This window comes from Pseudomonas sp. Cab53, assembly GCF_018325965.1.
Classification (GTDB): domain Bacteria; phylum Pseudomonadota; class Gammaproteobacteria; order Pseudomonadales; family Pseudomonadaceae; genus Aquipseudomonas; species Aquipseudomonas chlororaphis_E.
The window spans coordinates 3,916,276-3,928,453 of record NZ_AP021902.1; the positions used below are offsets into that span (position 1 = coordinate 3,916,276).

9 protein-coding genes and 2 riboswitches are annotated in these 12,178 nt (G+C 66.1%); of the genes, 4 read left to right on the plus strand and 5 right to left on the minus strand.

Annotated features, from left to right (window positions below; all coding sequences use genetic code 11):
* Positions 1 to 3 precede the first annotated feature (3 nt).
* The 3 genes from KI241_RS17010 to cobW all read right to left on the minus strand — a co-directional run bounded on the left by KI241_RS17010 (position 4) and on the right by cobW (position 6,009).
* Positions 4 to 1,008, minus strand: coding sequence for an AAA family ATPase (locus tag KI241_RS17010; protein WP_042732887.1), 1,005 nt, complete (start codon positions 1,006 to 1,008; stop codon positions 4 to 6).
* Between the two features lie 171 nt (positions 1,009 to 1,179).
* Positions 1,180 to 4,941, minus strand: a complete 3,762-nt coding sequence (cobN, locus tag KI241_RS17015) for a cobaltochelatase subunit CobN (RefSeq protein ID WP_212802778.1) — start codon at positions 4,939 to 4,941, stop codon at positions 1,180 to 1,182.
* A 3-nt stretch (positions 4,942 to 4,944) separates the two neighbouring features.
* Complete coding sequence (cobW, locus tag KI241_RS17020) at positions 4,945 to 6,009, minus strand: cobalamin biosynthesis protein CobW (RefSeq protein ID WP_042732902.1); 1,065 nt, start codon at positions 6,007 to 6,009, stop codon at positions 4,945 to 4,947.
* A 97-nt stretch (positions 6,010 to 6,106) separates the two neighbouring features.
* Positions 6,107 to 6,322: riboswitch (cobalamin riboswitch) on the minus strand.
* Positions 6,323 to 6,519: 197 nt separating this feature from the next.
* A riboswitch (cobalamin riboswitch) is annotated at positions 6,520 to 6,741 on the plus strand.
* A 104-nt stretch (positions 6,742 to 6,845) separates the two neighbouring features.
* Here cobW and KI241_RS17025 point away from each other — a divergent pair.
* The 4 genes from KI241_RS17025 to cobM all read left to right on the plus strand — a co-directional run bounded on the left by KI241_RS17025 (position 6,846) and on the right by cobM (position 8,979).
* Positions 6,846 to 7,034: a CbtB-domain containing protein gene (locus KI241_RS17025; RefSeq protein ID WP_047739106.1), complete on the plus strand. Its 189-nt coding sequence runs from the start codon at positions 6,846 to 6,848 to the stop codon at positions 7,032 to 7,034.
* A gap of 11 nt (positions 7,035 to 7,045) precedes the next feature.
* Positions 7,046 to 7,741, plus strand: coding sequence for a CbtA family protein (locus KI241_RS17030; protein ID WP_212802779.1), 696 nt, complete (start codon positions 7,046 to 7,048; stop codon positions 7,739 to 7,741).
* Positions 7,738 to 8,157, plus strand: coding sequence for a cobalamin biosynthesis protein (locus KI241_RS17035; protein WP_042728919.1), 420 nt, complete (start codon positions 7,738 to 7,740; stop codon positions 8,155 to 8,157). The genes KI241_RS17030 and KI241_RS17035 overlap by 4 nt, the downstream gene beginning before the upstream one ends.
* A 75-nt stretch (positions 8,158 to 8,232) precedes the next feature.
* A complete protein-coding gene (gene cobM / locus KI241_RS17040) occupies positions 8,233 to 8,979 on the plus strand; it encodes a precorrin-4 C(11)-methyltransferase (RefSeq protein ID WP_212802780.1) in 747 nt (248 codons plus the stop codon).
* Positions 8,980 to 9,159: 180 nt separating this feature from the next.
* Here cobM and nfuA read toward each other — a convergent pair whose 3' ends face one another.
* The gene (nfuA, locus tag KI241_RS17045; RefSeq protein ID WP_024781251.1) at positions 9,160 to 9,744 is read right to left on the minus strand and encodes a Fe-S biogenesis protein NfuA; all 585 of its coding nucleotides are present in this window, start codon (positions 9,742 to 9,744) and stop codon (positions 9,160 to 9,162) included.
* A gap of 115 nt (positions 9,745 to 9,859) precedes the next feature.
* On the minus strand, positions 9,860 to 12,151 hold the full coding sequence (locus tag KI241_RS17050; protein ID WP_123579847.1) for a fatty acid cis/trans isomerase: 2,292 nt from the start codon (positions 12,149 to 12,151) through the stop codon (positions 9,860 to 9,862).
* Between the last annotated feature and the right edge of the window lie 27 nt (positions 12,152 to 12,178).

Genomic DNA, 12,178 nt, shown 5'->3' on the forward strand with positions numbered 1-12,178 from the left:
TGCCTAAGGCTTTTTTGGCCAGCTCGGCACGTCACGCCGTGCACCGGTGGGCAAGGCCTGGGCCGGCAAGTCGCCCCACTGGCCCTGGCCTTCGTTGGGCTGGGCCGCGCGATCGCCCGTCGAGGGTGCCTGGGACGGCGCAGGGGCCGGGCTCGAGTGCCCGCGCCGCCGATGGCGCAAGGCGAACTCGGCGACGGCGTCGATATCTTCATCAGCGATGGCCTGTGCCCCACGCCAGGCCGCGTGGGCCCGGGCCGCCCGCAACCAGACCAGGTCGGCACGCAGGCCATCGACCCCAGCGGCAAAACAGCGCTCGGTGATCTGGGCGAGCGTCACGTCATCCAGGGCGATCCCGGTCAGGCGGTCGCGGGCCTGCTGGCAGCGTTCACGCAGGGCCTGCTGGGCGCTTTCCCAGTGCGCGCAGAAGGCGGCCGGGTCAGTGTCGAAATCCAACCGCCGACGAATGATCTGCCCGCGTTCAGCCGCAGGGGTGTGCCCGTCGAGGGCCACGTTCAGACCAAACCGGTCGAGCAATTGTGGGCGCAGCTCGCCCTCTTCCGGGTTCATGGTGCCGATCAGCACAAACCGCGCCGGGTGCCGATGGGAGATGCCGTCGCGCTCGATCAGGTTGGTGCCGCTGGCCGCCACGTCCAACAGCAGGTCCACCAGATGATCAGGCAGCAGGTTCACTTCATCGACGTACAACACGCCGCCATCGGCCTTGGCCAGCACACCGGGAGAAAACTGCGCGCGCCCTTCCCCCAGCGCCGCGTCCAGATCAAGGGTGCCCACCAGGCGTTCCTCGGTGGCGCCCAAGGGCAAAGTGACGAACTGACCGCTGGCCAACAGGTCGGCGAGGCCCCGGGCCAGGGTGGACTTGGCCATGCCACGCGGCCCCTCGATCAGTACACCGCCGATCTTCGGGTCGATGGCGGCCAGGCACAGCGCCAGTTTCAGATCATCGGCGCCGACCACGGCGGAGAGTGGGAAATGAGGGGTGTCGATCATGTGGAGGATCTCATAAATGTTCGATAGTCCGCTGTGGCGAGGGAGCTTGCTCCCGCTGGGGCGCGAAGCGGCCCCAAACCGGCCAACGCGGTGCACCTGAAGTGTCGCGTTGCCTGGATTACGACTGCTGCGCAGCCGAGCGGGAGCAAGCTCCCTCGCCACAAGTGCACCTCAGCCATCTTCTTCAATGTCCAACAGCAAATTCTCCAACGCCTCGCGGTAGTCGCCCGGCGCCTGCCACATGCCCCGCTGTTGCGCTTCGAGCATGCGTTCGGTCATGTCGCGCAGGGCATCGGGGTTGTGCTGGCGGACAAACGCCCGGGTGTCCGGGTCGAGCAGGTAGGCGTCGGCCAGCAACGCGTACTGATGGTCGTCGATCAGTTGCGTGGTGGCGTCGAAGGCGAACAGATTGTCCACCGTCGCCGCCAGCTCGAACGCGCCCTTGTAGCCGTGACGCTTGACCCCGTCGATCCACTTCGGGTTGGCCGCCCGGGAGCGGATGACGCGGTTGAGTTCTTCCTTCAGGGTGCGGATCCGCGGCAGGTCAGGCTGGCTGTGATCGCCGTGGTAACTGGCCGCCTTTTGCCCGCTCAAGGTCTCCACCGCGGCCAGCATGCCGCCCTGGAACTGGTAGTAATCGTTGGAATCGAGCACGTCGTGTTCGCGGTTGTCCTGGTTCTGCAACACCGCCTGCGCCTGGCTCAAGCGCCGGGAAAACGGCTCCCGGGCGGCAGTGCCTTCGTCGTGGGCACCGTAAGCGTAGCCACCCCAATTCAGGTACACCTCGGCCAGGTCCTCGCGGCTCTGCCACAGGCGCCCGTCGATGGCGCCCTGCACGCCCGCGCCATAGGCACCCGGCTTGGCGCCGAAGATCCGCCAGCCGGCCTGCCGGGCCGCCGCCTCTGCCGTCAGGCCCGACGCCAGCAAGCTGTCACGCTCGCTGCGCACCTTGGCGGCCAGGGGGTTCATGTCGGCCGGTTCATCGAGGTCCGCGACCGCTTGCACCGCCGCATCGAACAGGCGAATCAGGTTGGCGAAGGCATCGCGGAAGAATCCGGAGACTCGCAGCGTCACATCGACCCGAGGCCGGTCCAGCAGACTCAGCGGCAAGATCTCGAAATCGTCCACCCGCTGGCTGCCGGTGGCCCAGACCGGGCGCACACCCATCAACGCCATGGCCTGGGCGATGTCATCGCCGCCGGTGCGCATGGTCGCGGTGCCCCACACCGACAGGCCGAGCTGGCGCAGGTGGTCGCCGTGATCCTGCAAGTGCCGTTCGAGCATCAGGTTGGCCGATTGGAACCCGATGCGCCACGCCGTGGTGGTGGGCAGGTTGCGCACGTCTACCGAGAAAAAGTTACGCCCGGTGGGCAGCACGTCCAGGCGGCCGCGACTCGGCGCACCGCTGGGGCCGGCCGGCACGAAGCGCCCGCCCAAGGCATCGAGCAGGCCGCGCATTTCCGCCGGGCCGCAGGCGTCCAGACGCGGGGCGACGACGCTGCGCAGGTTTTCGACGATGCTGCGCACCGTTTCCCAGCCCGGTGCCTCCAGCCACAGGACGTCGCCTGCCAGCGCTTGCTCGATCAAGCGCGCCGCGAACAGCTCCAGGCGCTCGCGCGTATCGCCGGCGGTGCGCCAGGGTTCGGCACTGACCTGCTGCAACGCCTCGGGACAAGGGCCGGCCCAGGGGTCGGCCAAGGCGCAATCCAGCGGATCGAAGCCCAGTTCAAAGGCGTTCGACAGCGCCCGCAGCAGGCTCGACTGTGCACCCTTGCCGTCGCCGCGGGGAATGCGCAGCAACGCCAGCAACGTGTCGATGCGCAGCCGTCCGCTAGGCGACTCGCCGAAGATGTGCAGGCCATCGCGGATCTGCGACTCCTTCAGGTCGCACAGGTAGGTGTCCAGGCGCGGCAGCCAGACCGCCGCGTCGGCGTCAGCATCCAGTTGCAGTTCGCGGTCGATGTGGGTTTCGCGCACCAGGTTCAGGATGTCCCGCTGCAATTCTCGGGCGCGGCGCGGATCGAGCAGTTGCGCCTCGTAGTACTCGTCGGCCAGCCGTTCGAGGTCGCGCAGCGGCCCGTAGGTTTCGGCGCGGGTCAGCGGCGGCATCAGGTGGTCGATGATCACCGCCTGGGTCCGGCGCTTGGCCTGGGCGCCCTCGCCCGGGTCGTTGACGATGAACGGATAGATATTCGGCAGCGGGCCCAACAGCGCGTCCGGCCAGCAGCTTTCCGACAAACCGACACCCTTGCCTGGCAGCCATTCGAGGTTGCCGTGCTTGCCGACATGGATCACCGCGTGGGCGCCGTAGGTGTGGCGCAACCAGAAATAGAACGCCAGGTAGCCGTGGGGCGGCACCAGGTCCGGGTCGTGGTAGACCGCACTCGGGTCGACCTGATAGCCCCGCGCCGGCTGGATGCCGACGAACGTCAGGCCCAGGCGCAGGCCGGCGATCATCAGGCGGCCGTCGCGGAACATCGGGTCCTGCTCGGGCGCCCCCCAGCGCGCCAGCACCGCCTGGCGATTGGCATCAGGCAGTGCGTCGAACAGCGCCTGGTAGGCCTCGACGGCCAGGCTCTGGTGACACGGCCGCAGGTCGAGGCTGTCCAGGTCGTTGCTGACCCCACCGAGCAACTGCTGAATCAGCGCAGTGCCGCTCGCCGGCAGTTCGGCCGGCAGCGGATAACCCTCGGTGTGCAGGGCCCGCAGGATATTCAACGCGGCGGCCGGGGTGTCCAGGCCCACGCCGTTGCCGATGCGGCCGTCCCGGGTCGGGTAGTTGGCCAGGATCAGCGCCACCCGTTTCTCCCCGTTGGGCAACCGCGCCAGGGCGGTCCAGCGCCGGGCCAGTTGCGCAACGAAGTCCATGCGCTCGGGCACGGCTCGGTAGCAGACCACATCGCTCTGGCTGCGCTCGCTGCGCCAGGCCAGGTCCTTGAAACTGATGGGCCGGCTGATGATTCGCCCGTCCAGCTCCGGCAAGGCAATGTGCATCGCCAGGTCCCGCGGCCCCAGGCCTTGCTCGCTGGCACGCCAGCCGGGTTCGTTGTCCTGGGCGCAGATCGCCTGGATCACCGGAATGTCGCGGCGAAACGGCCGCAAGTGAGGCGCTTCCGGACTGGATTGGGCGAATCCGGTGGTGTTGAGGATCACCCCCGCCTCGACCTCATCCAGCCAATCCTCGACCTGCGCCAGGCAGGCCGGCTCCTTGAGGCTTGCGACGGCCATGGGCAACGGGTTGAGCCCCGCGGCTTGCAGGCGCTGGCAGAATACGTCGATGAAGGCGGTGTTCGCCGCTTGCAGGTGCGAGCGATAAAACAGCAGGGCCGCTACCGGCTGGCCGGCCTGCCAATCGGCTTGCCAATCGCCAAGGCTGGCGTTGGTCTTTTGCGGATGATAGATCGCCGTGCGCGGCAGGGCCTGCGGCTCGCCCCACCGGTAATCGCGACCGAACCATTGGCTGGCCAGGTTGTAGAACAGATTCAGGGCATTGCCCAGGCCACCCTGACGCAAGAACTGCCAGAGCCGGTCGCGCCCCTCGAAGGGCACGTTGCTGAGGTCACTCAGCTCCGGGTCAGGCCGATCGTCACCCGGCACCAGGATCAACGTCACCCCGCGCCCAGCCAATTCCATCAGCCGTTCAATGCCGTAGCGCCAATAGCCGATGCCGCCGTGCAGCGACAGCAGGATGACCTTGGCGTGGCGCAGCACGTCGTCGAAATACAGGTCTACCGAGGCGTGGTTCTGCACCTGCATCGGGTTGGCAAGGCGAAACGGCGGGTAGTCGTCCGGCAACTGCCGCGCCGCTTCGGCCAGCAGCGCCAGGCTGGAGTCGCCGCTGCACAGGATCACCAGCTCGGCGGGGGTTTGCCCCAGGTCGGCAATGTTGTCGTCCGCTACAAAGCCGCCCGGCTGGGTCCTGAGCAGGTGCATGGCTTAGACGCTGAGGGCGGCGCGCAGCTGCACTTCGAGCAGACCGGCGTCCAGCGCCTGGCCGATCAGCACCAGGCGGGTGACCCGCGCTTCATCGGCGCCCCATTGGCGATCGAAATGCTTGTCGAAACGCGTGCCGACACCCTGGACCAGCAAGCGCATCGGCTTGTTCGGGATGGCCGCGAAACCCTTGACCCGCAGCACGCCATGTTGCACCACCAGTTGAGTGAGCGCGTCCAGCAACAGGCTCTCGTCAGCCTGGGGCAGTTCGATGGAGATGGAGTCGAAAGCGTCGTGATCATGGTCATCTTCGTCGCCATCATGGTGATGGTCGTGATGGCTGTGGCGAGCGTCGATGTGTTCTTCGGAGCCGGCGCCCAGGCCGATCAACACGTCCAGTGGCAGGCGGCCGCTGCTGGCTTCGATGACCTTGACCGCCGGCGGCAACTCCTCGGCCACTTCCAGACGGACTTTCGCCAGGTCTTCGGGGCTGATCAGGTCGGCCTTGTTGAGGATCACCAGGTCGGCGCTCGCCAGTTGATCGGCGAACAGTTCGTGCAGCGGCGATTCGTGGTCCAGGTTCGGATCGAGTTTGCGCATGGCGTCCACCTGGTCGGGGAACGCAGCGAAAGTGCCGGCCGCCACGGCAGGGCTGTCGACCACGGTGATGACCGCGTCGACGGTGCAGGCGCTGCGGATTTCCGGCCACTGGAAAGCCTGGACCAACGGCTTGGGCAAGGCCAGGCCGGAGGTTTCGATGAGGATGTGGTCGAGGTCGCCACGCCGGGCCACCAACTCACGCATCACCGGGAAGAACTCTTCCTGCACCGTGCAGCACAGGCAGCCGTTGGCCAGCTCGTAGACGCGGCCGTTGGCTTCTTCTTCGGTGCAACCGATGGAGCACTGCTTGAGGATCTCACCGTCGATGCCCAGTTCGCCGAATTCATTGACGATCACCGCGATGCGGCGGCCCTGGGCATTGTCGAGCATGTGCCGCAGCAACGTGGTTTTACCCGAGCCGAGGAAACCGGTGACGATGGTGACGGGAAGTTTGGCCAGTGTTTTCATCGGATGCCCTTTGGCAAGGTGGCGGGCAAACGGGACGACAACCGCAGGCACAGGGGTGCGCGGAAGATTTCGCCACCGGATCACCCCGCCCGGTTGTAGTGAGAATCTGTCTCGAGGCAGGTCTCCTGGCTGACGGCGGGGCCGGCCCGGCTTTGACAAAGCCTGGGCAGGCAATTCCTGCGCCTTCCCGTGCACATGCACAGTGGCCCGGCAGGAACGTCACCGTTCACAGTTGCGGGGGCAGCCGCGGCTTGGACCGCGTTCCCTTCTTAGCTTCGGCGCGAACCGAAGAACCTCGAAGGCGCAAGGCTACGCAGGGTGTGCAGGCGGGTCAATCTCCGAGAGCAAGATGCAGGATGCTGTTGTGGCGAGGGAGCTTGCTCCCGCTCGGTTGCGCAGCGACCGAAAAGAGCCGGGGGCCGCTGCGCTGCCCAGCGGGAGCAGGCTCCCTCGCCACAACAGCCCGCTCGTCTGCCCTTGTACATTGACGCCCGCCCCCGCCCATGCTCTCCTGTGCGCCTAGTTACGGGTGCCCTTCACAGGGTGAAACGGGAAACCGGTGAATCGTGTGCTTTACTTCAAGGCCACGTCAGTCCGGTGCTGCCCCCGCAACGGTAAGCGAGCGAAGCGTCTTAACCACTGTGCCCATGGCATGGGAAGGTGACGCTTGCCGGCAAGGCCCAGCCCTGCCCCTCGCGAGCCCGGAGACCGGCCCATGACTCAAGCATCAACAAACCCGCGGTGGGCGGGCGCTGTTCGAACCCTGGCGACCTGCGCCCGGGTTTTCATTGCGCTCGATTTACCCACTGGACGAGACAAGAACAGAGGGAAGCGCCATGTCGACCATCAGCAGCACCGTTCGTACCGCCAGCAGCACCACCACCCTGAGCCAGCGCCTGAGCGCGGCGATCCTCGCCTCGATCCTGGGTGCCGGGCTGGTCTATTTCGCCGGGTTCTCTCACATCGAAGCGGTGCACAACGCTGCCCACGACACCCGCCACAGCGCCGCCTTTCCGTGCCATTGAGACCTGACGACATGATCAAGCGTATCGCCCAGACCGCCGGTTTCAGTGGATTGCTGGCCGCCCTGCTGCTGACCCTCCTGCAAAGTTTCTGGGTATCGCCGCTGATTCTCCAGGCCGAGACCTATGAAAAAGCCCCCGCGGCCGAAGTCCACGAGCACGCGGCCGGGGTCGCCCATACCCATGACACCGAAGCCTGGGAGCCGGAAGACGGCTGGCAGCGCGTGCTGTCCACCACGGGCGGCAACCTGGTGGTTGCGGTGGGCTTTGCGCTGATGCTGGCCGGCTTGTACACCTTGCGCGCACCGACCCGCACCGCCCAGGGCCTGCTCTGGGGGCTGGCCGGCTACGCCACGTTCGTCCTGGCACCGACACTCGGCTTGCCGCCGGAGTTGCCCGGCACGGCGGCGGCTGACCTGGCCCAGCGGCAGATGTGGTGGATTGGCACCGCCGCGTCCACCGCGGTGGGCATCGCCCTGATCGCCTTCGGCCGGCACTGGCTGCTCAAGCTGCTGGGCGTGGCAACCCTGCTGGTGCCCCACGTCATTGGCGCACCGCAACCGGAGGTCCATTCGATGCTGGCACCCGAAGCCCTTGAAACCCAGTTCAAGATCGCCTCGCAGCTGACCAACGTGGCGTTCTGGCTGGCCCTGGGCCTGATCAGCGCCTGGCTGTTCCGCCGTGACGGCCAAGCCCACCACGAGGCATGAACAGCCGCTCTTCCCAGGCTGCGCCGACCCTGGTGATCGGCCTGGGCTGCCAGCGTGGTTGTCCGGCCAGCGCGTTGCGCGCCTTGCTGGAGCAAACCCTGCAAGCCCACGGCATCGACCTTGATCACGTGCAGGCCCTGGCCAGTATCGACCTCAAGCAGAACGAAGCGGGCCTGCTGGAGCTGGCCGAGCATCTGGCGCTGCCGCTGGTGTGCTTCAGTGCCGAGCAGTTGGCCGGTTATCAGGACCGTCTCAGCCACCGCTCCGACATCGCCTTCGAACGGACCGGCTGCTACGGCATCGCCGAAAGCGCCGCCCTGGCCCTGGCCGACCGCTGGGGCACGGCACCGGCCACGCTGCTGATTACCCGCCAGCGAGGCCTCAAGAGCACGCTGGCCTTGGCGGTCGTGGCGTAAATCCCGATAATCCACGCCCAGGATCATGAGCGATCTTCATCCAAGCGCCACTCACCTACCCTGCAGGAGCCGGTCATGACCGTTTACTTCATCGGCGCCGGCCCCGGCGACCCGGAACTCATCACCGTCAAGGGCCAGCGGCTGATCCGCGGCTGCGCCGTGATCATCTACGCCGGCTCCCTGGTGCCGGCCGCCGTGCTGGAAGGCCACCGCGCCGAGCAGGTGATCAACAGCGCCGAACTGCACCTCGAACAGATCATCGAATTGATCAGGGCGGCCCACCTCAAGGGCCAGGACGTCGCCCGGGTGCACTCCGGGGACCCGAGCCTGTACGGCGCCATCGGTGAGCAGATTCGCTGCCTGCGGGCGTTGGAGATTCCGTTCGAGATCATTCCGGGCGTTACCGCAACGTCCGCCTGCGCCGCCCTGCTGGGCGCCGAGCTGACCCTGCCGGACGTGTCCCAGAGCGTCATCCTGACCCGTTACGCCGACAAGACCGCCATGCCCGCCGGGGAGGAACTGGGCAGCCTGGCGCAACACGGCGCAACCCTGGCGGTTCACCTGGGGGTCAATCATCTGGAAAAAATCGTGGCTGAACTGCTGCCCCACTACGGCGCGGATTGCCCGGTCGCCGTGATCCACCGGGCCACCTGGCCGGATCAGGATTGGGCCGTGGGTACGCTGGCGGACATCGCTGCAAAGGTCCAGGCCAAGGGCTTTCGCCGCACCGCACTGATCCTGGTGGGACGAGTGCTGGGCAATGATGTGTTCAGCGAGTCATCGCTGTACCGCGCCGGGCATGCGCACCTCTACAGGCCCTGAGCCGTCAGCCGGATCGACCCGAATCCCTGTGGGAGCGGGCTTGCTCGCGAAAACGGTGTATCAGGTGGCTGACGTGCTGTATGTACCGCCGCCTTCGCGAGCAAGCTCGCTCCCACAGGACTCACCGCAATCCTTGTGGGAGCGAGCTTGCTCGCGAAGCGGTAGCCCAGCCTGCGCCAATCAGTAGTAGGCGTTCTCTTTCTGAGTGTGGTCGGTCACGTCACGCACGCCCTTGAGCTCAGGGATGCGTTCGAGCAGGGTGCGCTCGATGCCTTCCTTCAGGGTCACGTCGGCCTGGCCGCAGCCTTGGCAGCCGCCGCCGAACTGGAGCACGGCGATGCCGTCTTCCACCACGTCGATCAGCGACACCTGGCCGCCGTGGCTGGCCAGCCCCGGGTTGATTTCGGTTTGCAGGTAGTAGTTGATGCGCTCGTTGATCGGGCTGTCGGCATTGACCATCGGCACCTTGGCGTTAGGCGCCTTGATAGTCAGCTGGCCGCCCATGCGGTCGGTGGCGTAGTCGACCACGGCATCATCGAGAAACGCTTCGCTGAACGAATCGATGTAGGCGGTGAAGCTCTTGAGCCCCAGCGCGGTGTCTTCGGGTTTCTCTTCCCCAGGCTTGCAGTAGGCAATGCAGGTTTCAGCGTACTGAGTGCCGGGCTGGGTGATGAAGATACGGATCCCGATCCCCGGGGTGTTCTGCTTGGACAGCAGGTCGGCCAGGTAATCGTGGGCGGCATCGGTAATGGTTATGGCGGTCATGGAAACTCCTCGCAGGCTTGCCGGCAGTTTACGCCAATCATCGCGCCGGACAAAGTCCCAGTATTTTTGTCAGGAAAGCAGCCGGCGACACGATCCGCGAAGCCGGCCGTTCCCCTCAGAGGTTCTGGTAGCGGTTCATGTCCAGCACACCGGCTTCCAACGGCTCCGTCTCATGGATGTACTGGCTCAGGTCGTGGAAGTAGAACCAGAACTGTGGGTGACTGCGGCGAATCCCCCAGCGCTCGACAATCCGCTCGAACGCCGGCTCGTCCTGGGCGCTTTCCATGGCATCAACGAACGCCGGCACCTGCCCGGCCGGAATGTTGAAGATGAAGTTGGGGTAGCTGCTGAGCACCCCGGGGTACACCGTCAAGGTGTCCAGGCCGGGTTGGTAACGCAGTTCCTCGCCCAGCAGGAACGCCACGTTGCTGTGGGCCCGGTTGCGCATCAGGCTGTAGACCTCACGGTGGCCGCCAGGGGTTTCGACCCGCAGCAGGGTCGCTTCGGGCAGTTGATTGATGACGCTGAGCCCCGCCGCCGGGCGTGACACCAGGCGGCTGAGGGCCTGCTCGGCGTTCTGCAGGGCCGGATCGATGTTCGGCCGCGAGCAATAGGCGCCCTCGCAGCGGTTGATCGGGTCGGGCCGCGCGTTCAGCTCGCCATAACGGGCCAGCAATTGGCGGGTGAAATCGCGCATCGGGTCGTGTTCATCGAGCTTGAGCGCGGTCGGCTTGTCATCGTCGATGGCCTCGTAATCGAGCCACATCTTGAACTTGCCCCCGGACTGGTACCAGTCGTCAAGATAGGCTTCGCGGGAATCGGCCGGCATCAGGCGCAGGAAGTTCTGCTCGGCGCCGTTGCGGATCAGGTCGAAGTACAGCCGGGTCTGGGCCTGGTGGGACACATTGCCGAACACATCGAAGTTCACCGCCAACTGGTAATAGGTGCGCTCCAGCAGCGGGAAATCGAAAAGCCACATCGTCTGCGGCACGTCGCCGATCAATCCCTTGGTCACCGAGGCGCTGTCGAAATGCCGGAAGATGCTCAACAGCGCATTGTCATTACCGGCCCACAGCGTCGACCAACTCGGCGGCGGCAGCTCGGCGTAGTTGTCGCGGCGCAACGCTTCGTACGCGTTGCGCTTGTCGCGGTAGTCGCGCCACAGGCTCAGGACGCTGCCGACGTCGTCATTCTGTCCCGGCATCGCCAGCAACGGCGTGGCCTGGCCACGATAGTTCGGGTCGGTGATGTACAGGTCATGCTCGGGGGCCTGGAACAGCGCCCAGAAATTGTCGCGGATCACGTCGGTGGCGATCTGACCCCGGCACACCGGCCCACGGATGAAGGTGCGCACGAAGTACTCGGCGTTATCGAGCATGAACTGGTAGCGCGCCTGGGCCGGGATCGCCTCGAAGGTGGAGAACGGATTGGCCCGACGCTCCGGCCCATAGCCCGGCAACGCGCTGACCTGCCACTTGCCGCTGTAGAACAGGCTCTTGATCCGCGCCATCTTGGCCGGGCTCAAGCCATAGGTGATGTGGGTCTTGTGCACGATCACCCCCTGCACCGGCCACAGCCGGTAATAGATGCGGGTGCCGGGATCGTCGTTCGGGCGGCGGGTGTTGATCAGGTCGATGGGCTGGCCGGTGGGCGTGCGTGAACGCACCCACTGGAAGAAATGCCCCGGCTCGCCGTCCTTGAAATAGATGTGCGCCAGAAACCAGTGCTCGAACAACCAGCGCCCCACCAGGCTTTCCCGGGCGCCAGGCGCATTGAGCAGGTTCTCCCACTGCACCACCTGCAAGGCCTCGGCAGCGCTCGGGGCCAGGGCCTGCTGGTCGATGGGCGCACCGGCCGCCAGCCAGCGCTGCAACGTCTGGTACTGCTGGTCGGTCAGACCGGTGACGGCCAGGGGCATGCCTTCGCGCGGATGTGCGGCGGCATACTCGTCGAATTGCCCCGGCACCGCGCAACTGTTGTCGCGGTTGAGCCCGAGCACGATGTCTTCGGGCAGCTTGGCGTTGGGCGTCAGCGGCGTGCGGTGGCCCAGTTCCAGCATCCGTGCCATCAACGCCGCCTGGCTGCCCTGGGCATCGAGCACCGAATAGAACCCCTTGCGCTGCCAGGCCCGTTGGCCGGACGCGTCATAGAACAACCGGGTCGGCTCTGCCGCCACTCGCCGCTCACCGTCATACACCGACAGTTTGCTCGCGCCCCGGGCCACGCCTTCGCCGCTGCCCAGGTTCAACTGGCAGGCGGAGTCGTAGCAGGCGTGGCAGGCCACGCATTTCTCCGTGAAGATCGGCTGGATGTCGCGCGTGTAGGAAAGTGCCGGGGCGGGATCCCCGGCCACTGCAATGAAAGACCACAGCAGCAGCAGACTGCCGACGAAAACCCGGTACGGCATGTCGCGGATCCTGAAAGAAAGTCCGGC